Origin of the sequence: Ensifer adhaerens (genome assembly GCF_002007205.1) — a bacterium.
GTDB classification, from domain to species: Bacteria; Pseudomonadota; Alphaproteobacteria; order Rhizobiales; family Rhizobiaceae; genus Ensifer; species Ensifer adhaerens_D.
This window is the reverse complement of record NZ_LAZS01000010.1, coordinates 1-24083: the sequence shown is the minus strand read 5'-3', so window position 1 is coordinate 24083 and position 24083 is coordinate 1. Positions and strand designations below refer to the sequence as shown.

Sequence of the window (24083 nt, the reverse complement as noted above, 5' to 3'; positions counted from 1 at the left end):
TCGTAACCGTTACGTACTTACACGCAGCCGGAATCCCGCGGAAATTGCATCGGTAGACTCGAAACCTGCTGCATTCCGAGAGCGATTGCGTGCTGCCTCAGGGAGACATGAATGAGTATCGATTTGAAGAACAGGTTTGGGCGGCTCGCCGCGTGTACCGTCGGGCGAACGATGAAGCCGAAAGCGCTGGCGCTGGCCGGTACCGTGCTGATGTCGACAATTTCCGCCTCCGCGCTGCCGGCTGTCGCACAGGATGCGGCGAAGCCCAACATCCTCGTCATCTTCGGCGACGATATCGGCCAGACTAATATCAGCGCCTATTCCTTCGGTGTCGTCGGCTACAAGACACCGAACATCGATCGGATCGCCCGGGACGGCCTGATGTTCACCGACTACTATGCGGAGAACAGCTGCACGGCCGGCCGTTCCACCTTCATCACCGGCCAGACGGTGCTGCGCACGGGCATGTCAAAGGTCGGCGTTCCCGGAGCCCCGGTCGGCATCCAGGACCGCGACGTGACGATCGCCCAGGCGCTGAAGCCGCTTGGCTACGCCACCGGCCAGTTCGGCAAGAACCATCTGGGCGACCAGGACCGCTTCCTGCCGACGGCACACGGCTTCGACGAGTTCTTCGGCAATCTCTATCACCTGAACGCCGAGGAAGAACCGGAACGCCCCTATTGGCCGAAAGATGATCCGGCCTTCCTGAAATCCTATGCACCGCGCGGCGTGCTGCACTCCTTCGCCGACGGCAAGGTCGAGGATACCGGCGCGCTCAATTCCAAGCGCATGGAGACCATCGACGACGAGACGACGGGCGCCGCGATAGAGTTCATCAAGAAGCAGACTGCCGAGAAAAAGCCGTTCTTCACCTGGATGAACACCACACGTATGCACCTGTTCACCCATGTGCGCGACCAGTACAAGGGCCAGAGCGGCATGCCCGGCAACGACTACGCCGATGGCATGATCGAGCACGACAATGACGTCGGCAAGCTGCTCGACCTGCTCGACGAATTGAAGATCGCCGACAACACCATCGTCGTCTACACAACCGACAACGGTCCGAACCAGTTCTCCTGGCCGGATGCGGCGACCACGCCGTTCCGCAGCGAGAAGGACTCGAACTGGGAAGGCGCCTTCCGTGTGCCGGCTATGATCCGCTGGCCTGGCAAGATCAAGCCAGGCACCTCCAGCGAGATGTTCTCCGGTCTCGACTGGTTCCCGACGCTGCTTGCCGCTGCCGGCGACAAGGACGTCAAGGAGCGCCTGTTGAAGGGCACCGACCTGGGTGGCAAAACCTTCAAGGTGCATCTCGACGGCTACAACCAGTTGCCCTACCTCACCGGTGAACAGCCGAAGGGGGCGCGCAAGGAATTCTACTACTTCAACGACGACGCCAAGCTAGTCGGCATGCGCTGGGACAACTGGAAGGCCGTCTTCTGCGAAATGCGCAAGCCCGGCGGCTTCGACGTCTGGCAGGATCCATTCACGTGCCTTCGCGTTCCGAAGATCTTCAACCTGCGCATGGACCCCTATGAGCGGGCCGACACCGTCTCCGATCAGTACAACGACTGGCGGACGAAGAACGCTTATCTCTTCGCCCAGGCAGTGGGAAAATCAGCGGCATTCCTCGAAACCTTCGTTGAGTATCCACCGAGCCAGAAGCCCGCGAGCTTCTCGGTCGATCAGGTCGAAGAGAGCGTCCACCAGAAGATCGACGAGATCCTGGCGAAATCGCAACCGGCCCAATAACAATATCGGAGGCGGCGCGCCCTGCGCCGCCTTTCTCTTCTTGCCCTTGCTAAGAGATGGCGTGCCGCAATGACGAAGAACGTTCCGCCTGCTCGCACGGTGGCCTTCCAGCAGTCGAACAAAGACGCCTTGGCGGCAAAGCGGTCGCACTTCACTCCGGCAATCGCCGCCTTCATGCTCTTCCTCTCCGGCACCGCCGCACTGGTCTTCCAGGTTCTCTGGATCAAGCAGCTCTCGCTGATAACCGGCGTCGATGTCCACGCGGTCAGCACCGGGGTCAGCGCCTTCTTCCTCGGCCTTGCCCTCGGCAGCTTTGCCCTTGGCCGCGCGGGCGAGCGTTCCCGCCAGCCGCTCCGCCTCTATGCCCTGCTCGAGGCCGGGGTCGCCGTGCTCGGTGCCGGCACTACCTTCATCCTCTCGGGTATCGCGCCGCTCTTCGTCGCGGTCGAGGGCACAAGCCCGCTGGCCGCCTGGGGATTGCTGATCCTGATCGTCGCGACGCCCGCTTTCCTGATGGGAGGCACCCTGCCGGTCCTCCTGCGGGCGTTGAACGCGGCTCCAGGCGGTGTCGCAGCAAAGGGCGGCCGGCTCTACGCCGCCAACACGCTCGGCGCCATCGTCGGCTGCCTTGCGGTCTCCTTTGTCCTCATTCCCGCGCTCGGCGTTCGCGCGACCGGGCTTGCAGCCGCAGGGCTCGGGCTTGTCGCCGCGGCCATCGCGCTTTCGCTGAACATGCCGGCCGCTCGCGAGCCGGTTCGAGAAAGGCAAGCCGCAGAGATGCGTGCCACCGGCGGTTCGCGGCTAGCACTCATTCTTTATGCCATCGCCGGCGGTATCGCCCTTGGCTATGAAGTGGCCTGGTCGCAGGCGATCGTGCAGTTCATCTCCACCCGCTCCTTCGCCTTTTCGGTGGTGCTTGCCACCTATCTCGCCGGTCTCGCGCTCGGCGCTGCCCTTTTTGCGCGCCGGACCGAGCGGCTCTCCGATCCCTGGGGCACTTTCGGCCTGCTGATCACGCTCGCCGGCCTGGTCGCGCTGGCCGAACTTGCGCTGCTTGGCCCCTGGCTGACGGCGCTGCAGACCAGCGCTGAGGCCACTGTTGCAGACATCACCGGCAGCATCTTTGCCGGCATGTGCGCGCGCTTCCTCGTCGCGGCACTGACCATCGTTTTCCTCCCGACACTGATCCTCGGTGCCGCCTTCCCGGTCGCCCTCAGGCTCGCGGTTGATCCCGAACATGCTGGCCGCGACACGGGCCGGGTTCTTGCCTTAAACACGTTTGGCGGCATCCTAGGCACGCTTCTGGCCGGCTTCGTGCTGATCCCGTCTCTCGGGATTATCCGAAGTTTCTCCGTCCTCGCCATTGCCGCAGCGGCCATCGGCCTCGTCGCCGTCAGCCGCGGTCGGACCGGCCGGGTTGGCCGACGGTTTCTCGCACCGGCCCTCGGCGCGCTCACCGTCCTGATCGCCATCCTCGTGCCGTCGGACCGACTGGCAAACCTGCTCAACCTTTCGCGCGGCAGCGGCACGATCGTTTCCTATGAGGAAGGCCTCGGCGCGACCGTCGCCGTCATCGAGCAGGGGCAGCCCGACCGCCGCTTCCGCCGCCTCTACATCCAGGGCGTTTCCAACACCGGCGATGCCATGCCGTCGCTGCGCTACATGCGGCTGCAGGCGCTACTGCCGCTCGTCATCCACAAGGGCGAGCCGAAATCGGCTCTGGTCATCGGTCTCGGTACCGGCATCACCGCCGGTGCGCTGCTCGCCTATCCAGGCCTTGACCGGCGCGTTGCCGCCGAACTCCTGCCCTCGGTCGCCCGCGCCTCGACGCTCTTTGCCGGCAACTTCAATGCGGCTGGCGATAGCCGTCTCGACGTGCGCGTAGCCGACGGCCGGCGCGAACTGATGCGGAGCCAATCCCGCTACGATCTGATCACGCTCGAACCGCCGCCGCCCTCGGCCGCCGGCGTGGTCAACCTCTACTCGTCCGACTTCTATCGCCTGGCGCGTGAGCGCCTCGCGCCGAACGGGCTTGTCGCGCAATGGCTGCCGATCGCCACTCAGAACGACGAGGACACCCGTGCGCTCGTGCGCAGCTTCCTCGACAGTTTCCCGCATGCGACGCTCTGGTCAACGGAACTGCACGAGATGCTGCTGATCGGCTCCGTCGAGCAGCAGGAGCTTGACGCTTCCCGCATCGCCGCGCGGCTCTCCGACCCGACGCTTGCCGCAGCGCTTGGCGAGGTCGGCATTTCCGGACCGGCCGACCTGCTCGCGACCTGGATGACCGACCGCGCCGGGCTGGAGCGCTATGCCGGTTCCGCCCTGCCCGTCACCGACGACCAGCCCCGGATCGAATATGCAAGCTGGGTTCGCCCCGACGAATTGCAGCGCACGCTTCCGGCCCTCGTTGCCCTGCGCAGCAAGGCTCCGCTCATCGGCGCGGACGCGGCGCTCGAAAAATCCGTATCGGACGCCCACAACCGGCTGATGCTCTTCTATCAGGCCTCGCTCAACGCCTATGCCGGCTATCGAGACGAATGGGCGCGCGACATGGAACTGCTGATGCGCGTGGAGCCGGACAATCCCTATTATCGCTGGTTCGTACCGAACAGCGAACGGTGACGGCGCGTCGCCGATTCCGTGCGCGACACCCCTCAGCTTCGCACTTTGCGTCGATGGGCGGGAACGATTCCTGCACAAAGCGAGGATGGCGCAAATTATTTGCACGGGGCCGGATCACTCCGGTACGGATTTGCAACACGAAGGCATCGCCGGCGTAGTATCCTCTTCCTGTTGCTCTGCCCTATGGCAGACAGGGAGGCATTTCCATGGAAAAGACGGACAAACCCAACCCAGACGCCAACTCGCGCGCGGCGATGGATGGCGAGATCGGCATTCTCGCGCGCCGCCGTATCGAGGCCGGCATCATCGCGCCGATCTATGAGGCGATGCGCGAGGAAATCGGCGAGGAACGCGCCCAGGCGATCCTCGACAAGGCGATCACCCAGGCGGCGATCGAAGCCGGCAGGACCTTCGCCGCCAAGACGCCCGGCGGCACCAACCTGCGCACCTTCCAGGAGCTGCAGGATCTCTGGACCCAGGACGACGCGCTGGTCATCGAGGTCACCAAGGCGACGGACGACGAATTCCACTACAACGTCAAGCGCTGTCGCTACGCCGAGACCTATCGCGAGATGGGGCTCGGCCATATCGGACATCTGCTGTCGTGCAACCGCGACGGCGTCTTCTGCACCGGCTACGACCCACGCATTACGCTGGAGCGCACGCAGACGGTGATGCAGGGTGCTTCCCATTGCGATTTCCGCTACCGGCTCAACAAGGATGCGCCGGAGCAGTCGAAATGAGTGCAGAAGTCTTGCGCGCCGAAGTGCGGCGCATCAACACGCCGGCGACGAACGGCAACCGGCTGTGGTCCGACATCGTCTCGACCGCGCGCTTCGGTGCCGCGGACAAGGGCGGGGTCACCCGCCTGACCTTGACCGAGGAGGACCGGCAGGTCCGCGACTGGTTCGTCTCCGAATGCCGGGCGCTCGGCTGCACGGTCGAGGTCGACGGCATCGGCAATATCTTTGCCACCTATGCCGGCGAGGACATGTCGTTGCCGGCGATCGCCGTCGGCAGCCATCTCGACACGCAGCCGCAGGGCGGGCGGTTCGACGGCATCCTTGGTGTGCTTGCCGGGGTCGAAATTCTGCGTACCCTCAAGGAAAGCTCTACCCGGCTCCGTCATCCCCTGACCGTCGTCAACTGGACCAACGAGGAAGGCTCCCGCTTCTCGCCGGCGATGCTGGGCTCCGGCGTCTTTGCCGGCGCGCTTACGCTCGATGACGCCCAGGCGCGCACCGACCGCGAGGGCGTAACCGTCAGCACGGCGCTCGACGCCATCGGCTATCGCGGCGAGGCACATGTCGATCCCGCCGCCTTCGCCGCCTATGTCGAGCTCCATATCGAGCAGGGGCCGCTGCTCGAAGCGTCCGCGACCGAGATCGGTGTCGTCTCCGGCATACAGGGCTTGCGCTGGTTCGATGTCGTCATCACCGGCACCGAGGCCCATGCGGGCAGCACACCAATGGCGCAGCGCGACGATGCGCTCGTTGCCGCGGCCGAGATCGTCCTTGCCGTGCGCGACATCGCCCGCCAAAACCCGCCGGGCGTCGGCACCGTCGGCTTCGCCGAGGTCGGCCCCAATTCGCGCAATGTCGTGCCCGGTTCCGTTCGGCTGCAGATCGACATGCGCCATCCGTCCGAGGCAGGCCTCGATCAGATGCAGGCGGCTCTCGAGGACGCTGTCCACAAGGCTGGACCAGGCGTCGCCTTGAATCACATCTGGTCGAAGGCGCCCGTCGTTTTCGACCCGGCAATCGTCGAAGCCGTGCGCGCCAGCACGCAGGCCCTGGGCTTTTCGGCGATCGACATCGTCTCCGGCGCCGGTCACGATGCCGCCCATATCGCGACGATCACCCCGACCGCCATGATCTTCGTGCCCTCCAAGGACGGGCTCTCGCACAACGAGGCGGAATACACCGCGCCCGAAGAATGCGCCCGCGGCGCCGAGGTCCTGTTCCAGACCATTCTGGAAATCGACCGCCGCTGACCGTCAAGGCAAATCACCCACGGCAGAGCGTCTGCCGTGGGTGCCTCATTCGCGCTCCCGACGTGGGTCTTAGCCGCGCTGCGAGTCGAGCTGTTCGTGGTCCTTTTCGACCTGCTGCGCCTTGAGGTAGCTTTCGATCAGCAGCTGATATTCCGGGAAGATCTTGGTGTAGATCTCGGCCCACTGCTGAGCATCGTCGCGATGCCAGGTGCGCTGCAGTTCGGAGGCGACGGCTGCCGTATCCATCGGCACCACGCCGGCCTGGACGACGCGGGCAAGGGTGATCTCCTCAGCCATCTTCGAATAGGTGCCCGAGGCGTCGACGACGACGAAGACCTTGTAGCCGTCATACACGGCGCTGATCGCCGGGAAGGCCATGCAGACGCTGGTGATCGTGCCGGCGATGATCAGGGTCTTGCGGCCGGTCTCCTTGACGGCGGCGACGAAGTCCGGATTGTCCCAGGCGTTGATCTCGCCACGGCGGGCGACATACTTGGCATGCGGCGCATTGGCATGGATTTCCGGGATCAGCGGACCGTTCGGGCCCTGCGGCACGGAGGCCGTGGTGATGACCGGCATCTTCGTCAGCGTCGCCATGCTGGCAAGGGCTGCCGCATGGGCGCGCAGCTTCGGCATCGGCATGTCGTTGACGGTCTGGAACAGGCCGCTCTGGTGGTCGATCAAAAGCATCACGGCATCATCGGGATCGATAACCGGGCGCTGTCCGTTGAAGTTTGCAGGGGTCATGGTCTTGCTCCTTGTTGGCTTGATTGCATGGCTGCATCCGGGAAGCAGGCATGCGTTCGGGTTCCCCGAAGCGCGTCCTTGCGCTTCGGCGTTGGGATTTGAGGGGCGGTACAGCCCGGTCTTCTGTTCAGTCGCGGTTCCTCATTCCGTGTTCGCGATGCGGTCTCGCGCGGCTAAGCGCTCGCGATCTTGCCGAAGCGGCCGGACTGGAAGTCCGTCACCGCCTGCCGGATTTCCTGTTCAGTGTTCATCACGAAGGGGCCGTGCATGGCGACCGGTTCGTCGATCGGCTCGCCGCTCAGGACGAGCGCCGTCACATCCGAACTGGCATCCAGTGTAACGCCGCCGCCATCGCGGCCGAAGAGAACGAATTGCGCCTCCCCGACGAGATCGCTGCCGTTGACGAGCACATTGCCGCGCAGGACCGCCAGGCCGAGCGAATGGCCCTCGGGCAGATCTAGGCTGAGCGAGCCTTGCTGCTTCAGGCGCAGGTCCCAGAGGTTGACCGTCGTGAAGGTGCGCGCCGGCCCTCGCGTTCCGGCGTAGCTTCCGGCGATCACGCGCAACGATCCGGCGCCATCCGGGAGGCTGACCGTCGGAATGTCGCGATCGAGCAAGGTCTGGTAGCCGGGATCGACGCTCTTTTGGGCGGCCGGCAGGTTGACCCAGAGCTGGACCATTTCGAGCGTTCCGCCCTCCCGGGTGAAGCGCTCCGAATGGAATTCCTCGTGCAGGATGCCACCGGCCGCCGTCATCCATTGCACGTCGCCCGGACCGATGTGGCCGCCATTGCCGGCGGAGTCGCGGTGGTCGACCTCGCCCTGGTAGACGATCGTCACGGTCTCGAAGCCGCGGTGCGGATGGACGCCGACGCCGCGCGGCGTGACGCCAGGCGCAAAATACATCGGCCCGGCATAGTCGAGCAGAAGGAACGGGCTGGCGTGATCGCCGGCGCGGTCGCGCGCCAGCAGGGAACGGGCCGGGAAGCCATCGCCAACCCAATGCGGATGCGTGTTCCCGAAGATGCCGAGTATCTTCCTCATGGCTATTTCTCCTTGGCCTCGCTGATTGAACGAGAGCGTTGGAGGGAAGATATGCCTGCACCAAATCTGGCGGTAGACAGCCAAATCGGGCTATAGTGTCCTGAAAACAGGACAAACACCCATGCAGGATTTGAACGATCTCAAGCTGTTCGTCGACGTGGTCGAGCAGAACGGATTTGCTGCGGCCGCCCGCAAGCTCAACATGCCGCGCTCACGCCTGAGCCGCCGCATCGGCCTTTTGGAGGAACGGCTCGGGGTACGATTGGTGCAGCGTTCGACCCGTCACTTCGTCATCACCGAGATCGGGCGCGAATATTATCGCCATTGCGTCGCCATGCTGGTGGAGGCCGAGGCGGCGCAGGAGATGATCGACCGCACCCGCTCCGAGCCTCAGGGGGTGGTCCATGTCAGTTGCCCGTCGTCGGTCGTCTATTTCCAGGTGGCGGAAATCATCGCGCGCTTCATGGCCGAATGCCCGAAGGTCGAGGTCGTGCTGGAAAGCACCAACAGGCGCGTCGATGTTCTGCGCGAAGGCATCGACATCGCCATCCGCGTCCGCTTCCCGCCGCTCGAAGAAAGCGATCTCGTCGTCAAGCGCTTTGCCGAAAGCCGCCAGCGCCTGGTCGCCAGCCCCGCACTGCTCGCGCCGATGGGCAAGCCGCTGGTGCCTGCGGACCTCAGCGCATTTCCCAGCTTTGCCTGGAACCCGGACCGTCCCGAGCACGACTGGCGGCTGGAAGGCCCCGGTGGCGCCACCGCGATCGTGCGCCACCGGCCCCGCCTGGTTACGGAAGACATGGTGGCGCTGCGGCTCGCCGCACTTCGCGGTGTTGGCATCTGCCAGTTGCCGGAGATGGTGATACGCCAGGACCTGAAGGAGGGAACGCTGGTCGATGTTCTGCCGGACTGGTCGCCGAAGGCCGGCATCATTCACGCGGTCTTTCCCTCGCGTCGCGGCCTGCTTCCTTCGGTCCGTGCTCTGCTTGATTTTCTCGCGGCGGAATATGCGGAACTGGCCCGTCTGGACGAGCCGCGGACCTGATCACCCGGCGGCGCTTGCCCGGGTCTTGAGGATCGCCGAAAAGCGCGGATCGAAGGTGCGACTGATCGGCTCGGCCGCCGCACCGATCGCCACCGCCCAAGGATCGGTGAAGCCGACCTGCAGCCGGGGAAGACCGCGGTCGCGCCGATCGGCGATCGACGGCAGCAGCGGCATCATCGCCTCGGTGAGCAGGCGCGCAAGCCCGGGCGGCAGGCCGCCACAGAGGATCACCGTCTGCGGGTCGAAAATCGTTTCCAGCGCCTGGACGGCCGCACGCATTTCGAATGCGGCCGCATCGATCCATCGAAGCAGCCGTTGATCAGGGTTCGCGGCGGCGGCATCGATGCGCCCATAGAGGTCCGGGTCGGCGGGATCGAGGTCGAGCAGCTTGCACAGCGACGCGATCGAGGCGCGATGTTCGAGCGGCATGCGCTCGTCCGAGCTTGCCCCGCGCGGCAAGCTCAGGATCATGCCGATCTCGCCGGCATTGCCGTTGGCGCCGCGATAGAGTTCGCCGTTGAGGATCAGGCCGGCGCCGAGACCATAACCGAAATAGATGCAGATCGCATGATCAACACCGTGCGCCGCCCCGACCATGCGTTCGGCTGTTGCGGCGGCGGCGGCGTCATTCTGCAGGCCGACATCGAGCCCTGTGCCGGCGGCAAGGGTTTCGAGCAGCGGAAAATTCTGCCAGGCCGCCATCATCCAGGGGTCGTCGGCATCGGCTTCCACCCCGAAGGGACCGGGCATGGCCGCGCCGAGTCCGACGAGGCGATCCTCCGAATGCGGCGCAAGCGCCGTCAGATCGCGGCGGGTCTTTTCGATCAGCTCGAGGATGGTCCTCACTCCGGTCGCCGGCCCGCCGGCCGGCAGGTTGGCCTCGCCGCGGGCAAGCACCCGGCCGACGAGATCGACCGCGATGGTGCGCGTGACATGCCGGTCGATCTGCAGCCCGATCGCAAACGCACCTTCCGGCACCAGCCGATAGGGCGTCGACGGCTGCCCGCGGCCTTGGCGCACGGCTTCCAGCGATTCGACCAGTCCGTCGCGCTCGAGATCCTCGATGATGTTGGAAACGGTCTGCTTCGTCAGCGCCGTCGCGCGGGCAAGCTCGGCGCGGGACAATTGGCCGTTCAGCCGCAACGCATCGATCATGACGCGGCGGTTGTGCGCACTCGTCCCCTCCTGATTGGTGCCGCTCTTCGCCCGGATCAGGCGCATATCGTTCATCCAAAAACCCCTCTTGACACTGTTAGAATATTGAACAAAAAATAAGTCAAGACAATTGACTTAATAGGAGCCAAAAAGAGCTTCGGGGGAACGAAAGCGGCGGCAGGACCCACCGCGAGCGCTCCAAACGATATGTCGACAGCCGCTTTCGTGAAGGGCGGACGTCTCGCATGCGGCATGCCCAAAAGCATGCCGGGAATTCTCAAACGCTTATGTCATTGGGAGGTAGGAATGTTGAAATCCATTAGAACCACGCTGCTTTGCGCGACCCTTGCCGGCCTATCCTTCGCCGGCCACGCGCACGCGGAAACCATGCTCAACGCGCTGTTCATGGCCCAGGCCGCCTATAGCGAGGCGGATGTGCGCGCCATGACCGAGGCCTTCACCAAGGCCAATCCGGATGTGAAGGTCAATCTCGAATTCGTGCCTTACGAAGGCCTGCACGACAAGACCGTGCTCGCGCAAGGGTCCGGCGGCGGCTACGACGTCGTGCTCTTCGACGTGATCTGGCCGGCCGAATATGCCGCCAACAAGGTGCTCGTCGACGTGACGGACCGCATCACCGACGAGATGAAGTCCGGCGTTCTGCCCGGCGCCTGGACAACGGTCGAATATGACGGCAAGCGCTATGGCATGCCGTGGATCCTCGATACTAAATACCTGTTCTACAACAAGGAAATCCTGGAAAAGGCCGGCATCAAGGCGCCGCCGAAGACCTGGGACGAGCTTGCCGAACAGGCAAAGGTGATCAAGGACAAGGGCCTGCTTGCAACCCCGATCGCCTGGAGCTGGTCGCAGGCGGAAGCGGCGATCTGCGACTACACCACGCTTGTCAGCGCCTATGGCGGCAAGTTCATCGACGGCGGCAAGCCGGCCTTCGCCTCGGGCGGCGGCCTCGATGCACTCAACTACATGGTGACGAGCTATACCTCGGGCCTGACCAATCCGAACTCGAAGGAGTTTCTGGAAGAGGACGTGCGCAAGGTGTTCCAGAACGGCGAAGCCGCCTTCGCTCTCAACTGGACCTACATGTACAACCTCGCCAACGACCCGAAGGAAAGCAAGGTCGCGGGCAAAGTCGGCGTCGTGCCGGCACCGGGTGTTGCCGGCAAGAGCGACGTCTCGGCCGTCAACGGGTCCATGGGCCTCGGCGTCACCTCGACCAGCAAGAACCCGGACGAGGCCTGGAAGTACATCGTCTACATGACCTCGCAACAGACGCAGAACGCCTATGCCAAGCTCAGCCTGCCGATCTGGGCTTCCTCCTATGAGGACGCCAGCGTCACCAAGGGCCAGGAAGAGCTGATCGGCGCCGCCAAGCTCGGCCTTGCGGCCATGTACCCGCGTCCGACGACGCCGAAGTACCAGGAACTTTCGACTGCCCTCCAGCAGGCGATCCAGGAAGCGCTTCTCGGCCAGACCTCGGCCGAAGACGCCCTGAAGACGGCGGCCGAAAACAGCGGCCTTTGAGCCGACCTCTCAAGCCCCGGGCGGGCAACCGCCCGGGGACCGTGGGACAAAGCGGCAGCGCTTGCATTCGCGCTTCAACACTATGATCTTGCGCATCATTCGCTTGGATCGGTGACGGTCCGGAGCAATATGCGATAGCATGGCGGGGCTCCCGAGGCCCGAGAAGGTTTCCATCCTATGTCCGGCACCTGGATAACAACGCGCGCATGGCTGCTCATGCTGCCGCTGCTGGCGGTGATGATCGCTGTCATCGGCTGGCCGCTTATCGATACGGTCAGGCTTTCCTTCACCGACGCCAAGCTCGTCGGCACGGAGGGCACCTTCGTCGGTTTCGACAACTATGCGAAGATGCTTGGCGGCTCGAACTTCCAGCGTGCTTTCATAACGACGACCTGGTTTGCGGTCGTCTCGGTTACCGCCGAAATGGTGCTCGGCGTCCTCGCAGCCCTGCTGCTGAACCAGCAATTCCGCGGCCGCACGGCGCTGAGAGCCCTGATGATCCTGCCCTGGGCGCTGCCGACCGTGGTCAACGCCACGCTTTGGCGGCTGATCTACAATCCCGAATACGGCGCGCTCAACGCCGCCCTGTTGCAACTCGGAGTGATCGACAGCTACCGCTCCTGGCTCGGCGAACCCGGCTCGGCGCTGGCGGCATTGATCGTCGCCGACTGCTGGAAGAATTTCCCGCTGGTCGCCCTGATCGCACTTGCAGCCCTTCAGGCCGTGCCGCGGGACATCACCGCGGCCTCGCTCGTCGATGGCGCCGGCCCGTTCAACCGTTTTCGCTACGTCATCATGCCCTATCTGGCGGGGCCGCTGCTCGTCGCCTTGGTGCTGCGCACCATCGAGGCCTTCAAGGTGTTCGACATCATCTGGGTGATGACGCGCGGCGGGCCGGCAAACAGCACCCGCACCCTGTCGATCCTCGTCTACCAGGAAGCCTTCTCCTTCCAGCGTGCCGGATCCGGCGCCTCGCTGGCGCTGATCGTCACCCTGCTCGTCACCGTGCTTGCCGTCGCCTACGCGGCCATGGTGCGCAAAGCCGCCGGAGCCTCGTGATGGAACGCCAAAGCCCTGTCTTTACCGTCTTCGTCTATGCCGCGGCCCTGCTGCTTGCCGCGGTCATCCTCGCGCCGATCCTCTGGCTTTTCGTCATGAGCATTTCGTCGGCCGCCGACCTTTCGACAAAGCCGCTTAACTGGTGGCCGGAGGAAATCGACCTGTCGCGCTACCGGGTGCTTCTGTCGACGATCGAGAACAGCGCCGGCGCCGCCTTTACCGCTTCGCTGTTCAACAGCCTGAAGGTAGCGGGCATGGCGACGCTGGCAGCGATCGCGGTTGCCATTCCGGCCGCCTGGGCGGTGTCGCGCACGTCAAATGTCTCCTGGTCGCTCTATGCGGTGATCGCCACCTACATGCTGCCGCCGGTGGCGCTCGCCGTGCCGCTCTATATGGGGCTCGCCTATCTCGGGCTCCTCAATTCGGTGTTCGGGCTGGCGCTCGTCTACCTCACCATTCTGGCACCCTTCACCACCTGGCTGCTCAAATCGGGCTTCGATTCCATTCCCAAGGAGATCGAAAGTGCCGCGATGATCGACGGCGCCCGCCTCGACCAGATCCTGAGGCTCATCACCCTGCCGCTCGCAGCACCTGTCATGGCGACATCGGCGCTCTTCGCCTTCCTGCTTGCCTGGGACGAATTCTTCTACGCGCTGCTCTTCACCTCCGATCTGCGCGCCAAGACGCTTACGGTCGCCATTTCCGATCTCGCCGGCGGCCGTGTCTCCGATTATGGGCTGATCGCCACAGCCGGGGTGCTGGCCGCCCTGCCCCCGGTGCTGATCGGCCTCGTCATGCAACGTGCCCTGATCTCCGGGCTTACCAGCGGCGGTGTCAAAGGATGACGACAATGACCACTTCGGAACGCCCTGCGGGGCTCGTCGCGATCGATCGAGAAATGGCGCGCCAGGCGGCCGATGCCGTGGCCTCCGTCTCCGGCAATGCACCGCGCGCCGCAGAGATTGCCCGCTCGCTGAAGGCGACCGGCAAGCTTCTGCTGCTCGGCATGGGCGGCTCGCATGCGGTCGGCCGCGCCCTCGAACCGCTTTATCGTGCTCATGGCATCGACGCTGTCGCCCTGCCGCTCTCGGAACAGCTCGGCCAGCCGTTGTCGATCGACGGGAAGACGATCCTGATCACCTCGCAGTCCGGCGAAAGCGCCGAGGTGCTGCGCTGGCTCGGCGAAACCAACGGCGGGACGGCGCATACGTTCGGGCTGACGCTGGAAGGCGGTTCATTTCTTGCGAAGAACGCAGCATCGCTCGTCGGCGTCGGTGGGACCGAAAAGGCCTTTGCCGCCACCCGCAGCCTGACGATCAGCTTTGCGCTGCACCTCGCCATCCTCGCCGCCCTCGGCGACGACCCAAGCGACGCGCTTCACGCGCTGGAAAATCCGCAATTGCCCGATACGGCGGAAGCACTTTCCGCGCTCGCTGGCGTCCGCTCCGTCGTCACGTCCGGCCGTCGCCTGCAGGGTCTCGCTGAAGCGATCGGCCTTGGCCTCACCGAACTCGCGCGCCTGCCATGCTTCTCGCTCGAAGGCGGCCAGCTCCGGCACGGCCCGATGGAAATGCTCGGCCCGACCGTCGGTGTGGTTCTTTTCCGCGGGGCGGATCCGACTGCCGGGCTCGTTCGGGCGATGGCCATCTCGGCGGCGGAAGCCGGCTCGCCGGTCGTCGTTTTCGATGCTTCGGGCGAAGCGTCCATCGAAGGCGTCACCACCGTTCCCTTTGCGCCGGCCGCCGGCCTCGCGGCAATCTTTGCCATGCTGCCGGTCGCCCAGTCCTTCATGATCGCCTTTGCGGCAGCCCGCGTCGAGAATGCCGGCACCCCCGTGCGCTCGACCAAGATTACCCGGAGCGAATAAACGATGCGTCCTCTTGCCGTGATCGGCAACGCCAATGTCGATCTCATCCTCGGGCCGGCGGCCCCCTGGCCGAAAGCCGGAACCGAAATCATCGTCGACCATGACGAGCTGCGCGTCGGCGGCTGCGCCGGCAACAGCGCGCTTGCCTGGGATTCGCTCGGCGTCGACTACGCCATCGCCGCCAATGTCGGCAACGACCAGTTCGGGACCTGGCTGAGGCAAGCCTTTCCCGAGCGGTCCAAATCCTGGCCGGTCGAAAATGTCGGGACCACACTCTCGGTCGGCATCACCCATCCCGACGGCGAGCGCACCTTCTTCACCACGCGCGGACATCTGCCGCTCCTTAATTTTGAGGAAGTCCGGGCGATGCTCGATGGCGAGAAACTGCGCGGTGGCTACGCACTGCTGACCGGCTCATTTCTGACCGACGCACTGACGGCAGACTACGACCGCTTCTTCGATTGGGCCGTCGCGCATGAAATCGCCGTCGCGCTGGACACCGGCTGGCCGCTCGATGGCTGGACCGAGGCAAACTGCGCCGCGACGGTTCGCTGGCTCAAGCGCTGCCGGCTCGCCCTCTTCAACGAGGTCGAGACCACCACGGTGACCGGTGTCTCCGACCCGGCCGAAGCCGCACGCGAACTCCGGACACACATGCCGGAGGGTGCGATCGTCGTCGTCAAGCGCGGACCGCACGGCGCGCTCGCCATCGATGCGAGCGGCCGGATCTCCTCCGCAGCAGCCCCCGTCGTCAGCGTGGTCGACACGATCGGCGCCGGCGATGTCTTCAATGCCGGGTTCCTCGCAGCACTCGCCGCCGAAATGCCCCTTGAAGCCTGTCTCTCGACCGGCGTCGCCATCGCCTCCGAGGCCATCTCCACCCTGCCGCGCAGCTACGGCAAACCGCTTTCGTCCTACCTTCAGGAGACCGGCGCATGAGCGCTCTTGCCATAGAGAACATCCACAAGCGCTATGGCGAGGTCGAGACGCTGAAGGGCATCGACATCGCGCTCGAAAGCGGCGAATTCCTGGTGCTGCTGGGCTCGTCGGGCTGCGGCAAGTCGACCCTGCTCAACATCATTGCCGGACTTGCAGAACCGAGCGGCGGCGACATCCGCATCGGCGAGCGCTCCATTCTCGGTGCCCATCCCAAGGATCGCGACATCGCGATGGTGTTCCAGTCCTATGCGCTCTATCCGAACATGAGCGTCGCGCGGAACATCGGGTTCGGGCTGGAGATGCGCAAGGTCCCCTCGGCCGAGCGCGAAAAGGCGGTGAAGGAAACCGCGAAGCTGCTGCAGATCGAAAGCCTGCTCGAACGCAAGCCGAGCCAGCTCTCCGGCGGCCAGCGCCAGCGCGTCGCGATCGGCCGCGCGCTGGTGCGCAATCCGCAGGTCTTCCTCTTTGACGAGCCGCTGTCCAACCTGGACGCCAAGCTGCGCATGGAGATGCGCACCGAGCTCAAGCGCCTGCACCAGATGCTGAAGACCACGGTCGTCTATGTGACCCACGACCAGATCGAGGCGATGACGCTGGCGACCCGGATCGCCGTCATGCGCGACGGACGCATCGAGCAGCTCGGCACGCCGGAAGAGATCTACGATCGGCCGGCCACGCTCTATGTCGCCGGTTTCGTCGGCTCGCCGCCGATGAACATCTTGGATGCAACGGTTGTGCAAGGTCAGCTCAAAATCGCCGGTGACGGTGAGCCGATCGCTCTGCCGGCACGTTTTCGGGACGCTGTCTCCGAAGGGCAATCTGTCAAGGTCGGCATCCGGCCGGAGGCACTGCGGCTTGCGGCCGGCAATGAGGCCACGCCACAGTTCAGCGCACGGATCGAGGTCGTCGAGCTCACCGGCCCCGAGCTTGTCACCACGGCCCGGATCGGCGACCAGCGGGTCACCGCCTGCCTGCCGCCGCGCAGTTCTGTTCTGGCGGGCAAGGAACGCGCCTTTACCGTCGAGGCGGAAGCGTTTCACCTGTTCGATCCCGACAGTGGTCGGTCACTGGCGAAGGGCTGAGCCCGCCAAGCAAAGGCCGGCCATCGCTCCCGCGGCGGCCGGCCCGATCAGAAAACCTGCCTCAATTGAACGACGAGCTTTTCAGGAACTCCGCCAGGCGCTCCGTCTGCGGCTTGACGAACATGTCCTTCGGGTTTCCCTCCTCACCGATGCGCCCCTGGTTCATGAAGATCACCCGCGTCGAGACCTCATAGGCAAAGCGCATCTCGTGGGTCACGAGCAGCATGCTCATGCCGTCCTCGGCCAGCCCCTTGATTACCTGCAGCACCTCGTTGACGAGTTCCGGATCAAGCGCCGAGGTAACCTCGTCGAACAGCATCAGCTTCGGGTTCATCGCGATTGCCCGGGCGATCGCCACGCGCTGCTGCTGACCGCCCGAAAGCTGGCCGGGATAGTGATCGATGCGTGACAGCAGCCCGACGCGATCGAGCCACTTCTCGGCGACGGATCGCGCCTCGTCGCGGCCCATGCCGCGGACCTTCATCAGGCCGAGCATGATGTTTTTGGCCGCGGTCATGTGCGGAAAGAGATTGAACTGCTGGAAGGCCATGCCGGTCATCGCTCGCTGGCGGGCGATTTCATTCTCCTTCTTGCGTTTGCGCACGCCACCCACGGTCTCGTAGCCGATTTCCTGACCGTCGATGCGGATCGAGCCGCCCTGGAATTCCTCCAGCATGTTGATGCAGCGCAGCATCGTCGTCTTGCCGGAGCCGCTGGAGCCGATGATCGAGATGACCTCTCCCTGCGCCATGGTGCAGTCGACGCCTTTCAGCACTTCAACAGTGCCGTAGCGTTTGTGGAGGTCGCGGATTTCAAGCAATGTCTGGGTCATCGGAGCCGAAGCCTCAGGATGAAACAGCGGTCTTGCGTTCGACGTAACGGCCGAAGCGCTCGATGCTGTAGTTGATGACGAAATAGAGGAAGCCGGCGAAGAAATAGAACTCGAGGCTCATGAAGGTGCGCGAGATGAGTTCCTGGGTCCGAAGCAGAAGCTCGGCGACGCCGATGATCGACAAAAGCGTCGACGCCTTGACCATCTCGGCGGCCGTATTGACCCAGGCTGGCAGCGCCTGCCGCATCGCCTGGGGCCCGAGCACATAGAGGAAGGTCTGCGAGAACGTCAGGCCGATGGCTTTCGCCGCCTCCGTCTGCCCCTTCGGGATCGCCTGCAGCGCACCGCGGACGAGCTCGCCAACATGCGAACTGCAGAAGATCGAGAGCGCCAGGATGCCGGCCTGGAAGGGCCCGAGATCGATGCCGATGGTGCTCAACACATAGTAGCTCGCAAGAACGAGCACCAGCACAGGCGTGCCACGGATGAAATCCGTGTAGCCGCGCACGATCCACTGCACCGGGCGGTAGCCATAGGTGAGCGCAAGGCCGACGAAGACGCCGAGCACCGTTCCGACCAGGATCGACAGGAAGGAGATCGAGATCGAAACGCCGAGCCCTTTCAGCAGGGGAATGCGCGCGAGCCAGAGCTGGTCGAGAAATGCCGGGATATCCATGGCGGTCACCTCGGCACGGTCAGACGGCGCTCGACCGCGCGCATCAGGGCGGCCAGCACCGAACAGGTGGCGACATAAAGGCAGCTCGCAACGATCCATGTCTCGATCACCCGGAAGGTCTCGACATTGATCTTGCGGGCTTCGAAGGTCAGTTCCGGGACGGCGATCGCGGCGGCGAGCGAAGTGTCCTTGAACAGCGAGATCATCGTGCTGCTGAGCGACGGCAGCACGTTGCGCAGCATCAAGGGCAGAATGATCGAGGTGCGGATCTGCATTTCCGTAAGGCCGATCGCCAGCCCCGCCTCCCGCTGTCCCGGCGGAACCGACAGAAGCCCGCCGCGGAAAACCTCGGCCAGATAGGCACCGGAATAGATCGCCAGCGTCAGCACGAAGCTCTCGATCTTGCCGAGCCGGACGCCGAGCTGCGGCAAGGCAAAATAACTGAACAGGACCAGCACCAGGATCGGCGTGTTGCGGATGACGGTCACATAGAGACCGGCGGACTTGCTAAGGAACAGGTTTTTCGACACCAGCCCGAAGGCGGTGACGAGCCCGATCAGGCAGCCCGCCAGGATCGCCGCGAAGGCGAGGCCGAGACTGAGCGCCAGCCCTTCGAGCAGGAGATCGAAGGAGCGCCAGACCGCGGCGAAATTCAGAGTATAGCCCATGATTCAGCCACCCTTGCCGAAGGACGGAGGGCGACCCCGCAGGCGGCGGGATCGCCCCGGAGAGGCTTACTTGTACTCGACCGGGAAACCGATCTGGGGCGGCGTAAGATCTTTGCCGAACCAGGTCTTGAACGACTTCGCATAGAAATCGAACTCGACGCCGGTCATCGCCTCGTGCAGAGCCGTGTTGACGAAGTTCAGCCAGTCCTGGTCGCCGCGCTTGACGCCGCAGGCATAGGTCTGCGGGTTCCAGCCGTAGCCGGCATCCTTGTAGCGGTCGGGGTTCTGGGTCATGTACCAGGCAAGCGACGACTGGTCGGTGGCGACCGTGTCGGCGCGGCCGGATTCCAGCGCCTGATAGATGAGGTCGACGGACTCGTACTGGTCAACGGTCGCCTCCGGCAGTGCGGCATGCACCATCGCTTCGGCATAGACGTTCTGCAGGACGGACACGGTCACCGACGAGCCGGCAGCCTTGAGAGCGGCATAATCGGCATACTTGCCGTCGGCCTTCAGCATCAGCCCGACGCCCTCGCGATAGTAGGGAATGGTGAAGGCGATCTGCTGCGCGCGCTCGCCGGTCACAGTCATGAACTGGCAGGTGATGTCCACCTTGTTGGTGGTGATGTTCGGAATGCGGGCATCAGACGACTGGTTGACGAACTCGATCTTCTCCGGATCGCCGAAGAGCGCCTTGGCGATGATCCGGCCCATGTCGACATCGAAGCCCTGCAGCTTGTCGTCGGCGCTCTTGAAATGCCAGGGCGCATTGGTGCTGCCGGTGCCCATTACCAGATGGCCGCGGGCGAGAATTTCGTCCAGCTTGCTCGCCGGCTGCTGGGCCGCGGCCGAGCCGGCCATAGCCATGACTGCGATGGCAGCCGCCGCAAAAACGGTCTTGCTCATTTCATTCCTCCCTTTTTTAGCCTCCCCACCATTATTCTATTACTGTGTATCGTAATCTTGAATAATGGATTGACGTATCAAAGGCCCGTGGTCATATCTTGTCAAGGGCAGTTAAGGTAGTTTCGCTGCCGATCCTGCGCCGCCAATGAGGAGATGAGTCGCGATGCCCCTGCCGATCGAAACGCCGGCCGTTCTCGTCGATCTTGAAATTGCCAAGCGCAACATCGAGCGCTTTCAGGCCTATGCGGATGAGCACGGCATCCGTGTGCGGCCGCACATCAAGACGCACAAGCTGCCGCAGATGGCCGAACTGCAGATCGAAGCCGGCGCCATCGGCATCACCTGCCAGAAGGTCACCGAGGCCGAAGCAATGGTCGAGGGCAGCGACCGGATCAGGGACGTGCTGATCACCTACAATATCCTCGGCGAAGCCAAGATGGCGCGGCTCGACCGGCTCAATGCCCGCGTTTCGCTTGCCGTCGTTGCCGACAGCGAAGCGGTCATCGACGGGCTCGCCGGCTTTTTCGCCGGCAAGGACAAGCCGCTGCGCGTGCTTGTCGAATGCAACACCGGCGCCGATCGCTGCGGCGTCGGCTCTCCGGTGGCGGCAGCGAAGCTCGCCCGCCGGATCGAGGATGCAAGCGGGCTCGTCTTCGGCGGCCTCATGACCTATCCGCCCGTCAATGGCGAGGCGAAAGTCCAGGCTTTCATGACGGAGGCAAAGGAGCTGATCGAAGCAGACGGCATCACCGTGCCGGCCATCACTTCAGGTGGCACGCCGAGCATGATGCATGCCGATGGCGCCCCCGTTGCCAGCGAATACCGGCCGGGTACCTATATCTACAACGACCGCTCGCTGGTCTCACGTGGCGCCGCAAGCTGGGACGACTGCGCCCTGACGGTGCTTGCGACCGTCGTCTCGGTTCCGTCCGAAAACCGGGCCATCATCGACGCCGGCAGCAAGGTGCTGACCTCGGACCTGCTCGGCCTCCCGGGCTACGGCCACGTGCTTGGCCGCGACGACATCCGCATCGACCAGCTGTCTGAGGAACACGGCCGCCTCGTCACCGATGGGTCGATTGGCTTGAGGGTTGGCGACCAACTGAGGATCGTGCCGAACCACGCCTGCGTCGTGACCAACATGGTCGATGCCATCCAAATCGTCGAAGGCGACAGGCTGAAGGATATCTGGCCGGTCGTGGCGCGCGGCCACGTGCTCTAGCCGGTCGGCATAGTTGAGCGGCGCGTTTGCCGCGCCGTCACTCTTGACGCTCCGCGCTCAGCGCACCCGGTCATAGACAAGGGCGATCTCGCCCCGCTCACCCGTCTCCTGGTGCGCAACCCGCCACGTCGTGCCCGGCAGGCCGTCCTCGAAGAGCCGCGCTCCGCCTCCGGCAATCTCCGGGCAGATCAGCAGATAGAGCCTGTCGATCATGTCGGCCGAAAGAAGCGACTTGATGAGGCTGGCACTGCTGTTGACGAGGATGTCACCTTCGCCGGACGCCTTGAGCTCTGAAACGACGTCCACCACTGATCCATTCGCGATCCGCGTGCGCTCCCAGGGCGCTTCGGTCAGCGTCCTCGAAAACACTACCTTTTCCGCCTCGACCAGCCAGTTCGCATAGCCGCGATCGCGAGAATCGGCCGTTTCGTCCCCGGCCACCGCCGACCAGTAGCCGAGGAAGCCCTCGGCGTTCAGCCGGCCGAGCACGGCCGTCGTCGCCGTCTCCCAGATGCGCGCCATATGGTTGCGCGCGACATCGGTGACCGCATAGGGGACGATCGCGCCGAGATCGCCTGCGCCGCCGGGGCCGCTATATCGCCCATCGAGGGTGAGCGCCAGATTTGCAGTCACACGACGGCTCGTCTCAGCCATGATCCTTCTCCTCTTTGTTGTGCCCAGTCGCGGCGTTCGAACCCATCGCGGCCTCGACCGCATGCGTGAGATTGTCGAGCACCTGCCGCCAACCGGTCTCGATGCCGGCGATGTACGGCAAGGCCCCGGCGGTGGTCTCGGTGATCTGCAGGCCGAGCCGAAGCGCGGTGCCGCCTTCCGTTTCTGTCAGGCTGACGTCGTAGTGGCCGGTAAAGGAAACGCCGCCCGCCCCATCGAGCACCGAGAGGTCGAAGACGAGGCGTTCGGGCTCCTCCGCTGCATGAACGCGCCCCTCGGAGCGATAGCGCCCTTCGGCATCGCGATATTCGAGAACCGCCCTTCCGCCCGGCCTGGGCTCAAGAACACACTCGGAAATCGCCAGCGACGGCGGCACCCACCAGGATGCAAGCAGCGTCGCGTCGGTAAAATGACGCCATACAAGGTCGCGCGATGCCGGCAGGGCGCGTTCGAACAGGAAGCTGCGCCCGTCCGCCCAGCGGTCCCGGTCTGCCTTTGCTGCGTCGGCCTCGATGGCCGCCTGATAGCGGGCAACCACGTCGCGTTCGCCGCGGTTTTTCTCCGCCGCTTCGATCAGCAGGCGAAGGCGCTGTCCGACCTCCGTTAGCGGCGCTGCCTCTATCGCGTATACGCGACGCTGCCCGAGGGGAAACACGGTAACGAGGCCGGCATTGCCCAGGGTCTGCAGGTGTTTTGTGGTCTGCGGCTGGCGAAGCCCTGTCAGTTCCGCCAGCTCACCGACCGACCGAGGCCGCTCGGCGAGAAGCTCCAAAATGCGCCAGCGGGCGCTGTCTGCGAGGGCTGAAATAATCTTTTCCATGCGCTACATATTCTGCATAAAGAATATTCTTGTAAAGGAATATTTTTTCCACCGCGCAATTTTTCTGGACAGCGGCATCGCGCTTACCATGTATTCTGTCGTTGGTTCGGCGTGGCGGCGGCGGCGGTTGCAGGCAAACCGTTCCCGAAAAGCCCGACAAAACGATAGGACATTTCCCCATAGCTGCTTCTGGCGTCATCGGTTTACGTTGTAGCAGTCGACAAAATTGATAGTTTTATCTGGTAACCAATGGAGGTCGAAATGGTCTTTGGACGAATTACCGGAATGGTGGGACTGGCAATCGTGCTCGGAGGCCTGCAGCTGGGAGCTGCAAGTGTTGCGTTTGCCGACACGACGATCTTGAACGTGTCCTATGATCCGACACGTGAACTCTACAAGGACTTCAATGCTGCCTTTGCCGAGAAGTGGAAGGCCGACACCGGTGAGACCGTGACGATCCAGACGTCGCATGGCGGTTCGGGCAAGCAGGCCCGCTCGGTCATCGATGGCCTGCAGGCCGACGTCGTGACCCTGGCGCTCGAAGCCGATATCGACGCGATCGCCAAGGAAACCGGCAAGATCCCGGCAGACTGGAAGACGAAGTTCGAAAACAACAGCGCCCCCTACACCTCGACAATCGTGTTCCTGGTGCGCAAGGGCAACCCCAAGGGCATCAAGGACTGGGGCGATCTGGTCAAGCCCGATATCCAGGTGATCACGCCGAACCCGAAGACCTCGGGCGGCGCGCGCTGGAACTTCCTCGCCGCCTGGGCCTATGGCCGCTCCGCCAATGGCGGCGACGACGCCAAGGCGCAGGAATATGTGACCGAACTCTTCAAGCACGTTCCGGTACTCGATACCGGCGCACGCGGCTCGACGACGACCTTCGTGCAACGTGGTCTCGGCGACGTGCTGCTCGCCTGGGAAAACGAAGCCTATCTGTCGCTCGAAGAACTCGGCCCCGACAAGTTCGAGATCGTCACGCCGTCGATCTCGATCAAGGCGGAACCGCCCGTGGCGCTCGTCGACGGCAACGTCGACGCCAAGGGCACGCGCAAGGTGGCGGAAGCCTATCTCGGCTACCTCTACAGCGATGCCGGCCAGAAGATCGCGGCCAAGCACTACTACCGGCCGTTCAAGCCGGCAGCGGCAGATCCGGCCGACATCAAGCGGTTCGGCGAACTGAAGCTCGTAACCATCGAAGATTTCGGTGGCTGGAAGGAAGCCCAGCCGAAATTCTTCGGCGATGGCGGTGTCTTCGACACGCTCTACAAGCCGGGCCAATAAGACCTGACAGAGCGCGCAGCCGGACGAACCGGTTGCGCGTCTTGTTTCGCGTCGCGCCGGGCCAAGCCCTCGAGCGAAGCGCGTTTCATCGTGCCGCGTAAAGTCTGCAAAGGTAGCGCCATTGACGCATGCGACGAAGACTGCACCC

General features: G+C 64.0%; 22 protein-coding genes. 13 read left to right on the top strand and 9 right to left on the bottom strand.

Annotated elements, in window-relative coordinates; all coding sequences use genetic code 11:
• The first annotated feature begins 171 nt into the window (after window positions 1-171).
• The 4 genes from XB14_RS22195 (at window position 172) to XB14_RS22180 (ending at window position 6373) form a co-directional block, all read left to right on the top strand.
• Entirely contained in the window at window positions 172-1755 is a 1584-nt protein-coding gene (locus tag XB14_RS22195) for an arylsulfatase (RefSeq protein WP_179119646.1), read from the top strand.
• A 69-nt stretch (window positions 1756-1824) separates the two neighbouring features.
• Window positions 1825-4380: a fused MFS/spermidine synthase gene (locus tag XB14_RS22190; protein ID WP_077964123.1), complete on the top strand. Its 2556-nt coding sequence runs from the start codon at window positions 1825-1827 to the stop codon at window positions 4378-4380.
• A gap of 206 nt (window positions 4381-4586) precedes the next feature.
• Entirely contained in the window at window positions 4587-5123 is a 537-nt protein-coding gene (locus XB14_RS22185) for an L-2-amino-thiazoline-4-carboxylic acid hydrolase (RefSeq protein ID WP_077964121.1), read from the top strand.
• A complete protein-coding gene (locus XB14_RS22180) occupies window positions 5120-6373 on the top strand; it encodes a Zn-dependent hydrolase (RefSeq protein ID WP_143348494.1) in 1254 nt (417 codons plus the stop codon). Before XB14_RS22185 ends, XB14_RS22180 begins: the two co-directional genes overlap by 4 nt.
• Window positions 6374-6442: 69 nt before the next feature.
• On the opposite strand, the gene XB14_RS22175 is transcribed toward XB14_RS22180, so the two are convergent.
• Together XB14_RS22175 and XB14_RS22170 are read right to left on the bottom strand one after the other, a co-directional pair.
• Entirely contained in the window at window positions 6443-7120 is a 678-nt protein-coding gene (locus tag XB14_RS22175; protein WP_077964119.1) for an isochorismatase family protein, read from the bottom strand.
• Window positions 7121-7293: 173 nt separating this feature from the next.
• The gene (locus tag XB14_RS22170) at window positions 7294-8163 is read right to left on the bottom strand and encodes a pirin family protein (protein WP_077964117.1); all 870 of its coding nucleotides are present in this window, start codon (window positions 8161-8163) and stop codon (window positions 7294-7296) included.
• A 121-nt stretch (window positions 8164-8284) separates the two neighbouring features.
• Here XB14_RS22170 and XB14_RS22165 point away from each other — a divergent pair, with 121 nt between their 5' ends.
• Window positions 8285-9205 carry a LysR family transcriptional regulator gene (locus XB14_RS22165; protein WP_077964115.1) on the top strand — a complete coding sequence of 307 codons (921 nt, stop codon included), beginning with the start codon at window positions 8285-8287 and terminating at the stop codon, window positions 9203-9205.
• Here the strand turns inward: XB14_RS22165 and XB14_RS22160 are convergent, their stop codons facing one another.
• The gene (locus tag XB14_RS22160) at window positions 9206-10435 is read right to left on the bottom strand and encodes an ROK family transcriptional regulator (protein ID WP_077964113.1); all 1230 of its coding nucleotides are present in this window, start codon (window positions 10433-10435) and stop codon (window positions 9206-9208) included. It lies immediately after the preceding gene.
• A gap of 231 nt (window positions 10436-10666) precedes the next feature.
• Between XB14_RS22160 and XB14_RS22155 the strand changes: the two genes are divergently transcribed.
• The 6 genes from XB14_RS22155 (at window position 10667) to XB14_RS22130 (ending at window position 16852) form a co-directional block, all read left to right on the top strand.
• A complete protein-coding gene (locus XB14_RS22155; protein ID WP_077964112.1) occupies window positions 10667-11905 on the top strand; it encodes an extracellular solute-binding protein in 1239 nt (412 codons plus the stop codon).
• A gap of 177 nt (window positions 11906-12082) precedes the next feature.
• Complete coding sequence (locus XB14_RS22150; RefSeq protein ID WP_077964110.1) at window positions 12083-12964, top strand: carbohydrate ABC transporter permease; 882 nt, start codon at window positions 12083-12085, stop codon at window positions 12962-12964.
• Entirely contained in the window at window positions 12964-13809 is an 846-nt protein-coding gene (locus XB14_RS22145) for a carbohydrate ABC transporter permease (RefSeq protein ID WP_077964108.1), read from the top strand. The genes XB14_RS22150 and XB14_RS22145 overlap by 1 nt, the downstream gene beginning before the upstream one ends.
• The gene (locus XB14_RS22140) at window positions 13806-14831 is read left to right on the top strand and encodes an SIS domain-containing protein (protein ID WP_077964106.1); all 1026 of its coding nucleotides are present in this window, start codon (window positions 13806-13808) and stop codon (window positions 14829-14831) included. Before XB14_RS22145 ends, XB14_RS22140 begins: the two co-directional genes overlap by 4 nt.
• Window positions 14832-14834: 3 nt before the next feature.
• Window positions 14835-15770, top strand: a complete 936-nt coding sequence (locus XB14_RS22135) for a carbohydrate kinase family protein (RefSeq protein ID WP_077964104.1) — start codon at window positions 14835-14837, stop codon at window positions 15768-15770.
• Window positions 15767-16852 carry an ABC transporter ATP-binding protein gene (locus XB14_RS22130; RefSeq protein WP_077964102.1) on the top strand — a complete coding sequence of 362 codons (1086 nt, stop codon included), beginning with the start codon at window positions 15767-15769 and terminating at the stop codon, window positions 16850-16852. Before XB14_RS22135 ends, XB14_RS22130 begins: the two co-directional genes overlap by 4 nt.
• 61 nt (window positions 16853-16913) lie before the next feature.
• On the opposite strand, the gene XB14_RS22125 is transcribed toward XB14_RS22130, so the two are convergent.
• The 4 genes from XB14_RS22125 to XB14_RS22110 all read right to left on the bottom strand — a co-directional run bounded on the left by XB14_RS22125 (window position 16914) and on the right by XB14_RS22110 (window position 19934).
• Window positions 16914-17684 (bottom strand): amino acid ABC transporter ATP-binding protein, encoded by a 771-nt coding sequence (locus XB14_RS22125; RefSeq protein WP_077964100.1) that lies wholly within the window; start codon window positions 17682-17684, stop codon window positions 16914-16916.
• A 13-nt stretch (window positions 17685-17697) separates the two neighbouring features.
• Window positions 17698-18360, bottom strand: a complete 663-nt coding sequence (locus XB14_RS22120) for an amino acid ABC transporter permease (protein WP_077964098.1) — start codon at window positions 18358-18360, stop codon at window positions 17698-17700.
• Between the two features lie 5 nt (window positions 18361-18365).
• Window positions 18366-19028: an amino acid ABC transporter permease gene (locus tag XB14_RS22115; protein ID WP_077964096.1), complete on the bottom strand. Its 663-nt coding sequence runs from the start codon at window positions 19026-19028 to the stop codon at window positions 18366-18368.
• A 66-nt stretch (window positions 19029-19094) separates the two neighbouring features.
• Complete coding sequence (locus tag XB14_RS22110; protein ID WP_077964094.1) at window positions 19095-19934, bottom strand: transporter substrate-binding domain-containing protein; 840 nt, start codon at window positions 19932-19934, stop codon at window positions 19095-19097.
• Between the two features lie 163 nt (window positions 19935-20097).
• Here XB14_RS22110 and XB14_RS22105 point away from each other — a divergent pair, with 163 nt between their 5' ends.
• Window positions 20098-21156, top strand: a complete 1059-nt coding sequence (locus XB14_RS22105) for a D-TA family PLP-dependent enzyme (RefSeq protein WP_077964092.1) — start codon at window positions 20098-20100, stop codon at window positions 21154-21156.
• A gap of 57 nt (window positions 21157-21213) precedes the next feature.
• Here the strand turns inward: XB14_RS22105 and XB14_RS22100 are convergent, their stop codons facing one another.
• Window positions 21214-21810, bottom strand: a complete 597-nt coding sequence (locus XB14_RS22100) for a dihydrofolate reductase family protein (RefSeq protein ID WP_077964091.1) — start codon at window positions 21808-21810, stop codon at window positions 21214-21216.
• Complete coding sequence (locus XB14_RS22095) at window positions 21803-22648, bottom strand: metalloregulator ArsR/SmtB family transcription factor (RefSeq protein ID WP_077964089.1); 846 nt, start codon at window positions 22646-22648, stop codon at window positions 21803-21805. Before XB14_RS22095 ends, XB14_RS22100 begins: the two co-directional genes overlap by 8 nt.
• A 285-nt stretch (window positions 22649-22933) precedes the next feature.
• Here XB14_RS22095 and XB14_RS22090 point away from each other — a divergent pair, with 285 nt between their 5' ends.
• Entirely contained in the window at window positions 22934-23935 is a 1002-nt protein-coding gene (locus tag XB14_RS22090) for a sulfate ABC transporter substrate-binding protein (RefSeq protein ID WP_419178616.1), read from the top strand.
• Window positions 23936-24083 lie beyond the last annotated feature (148 nt).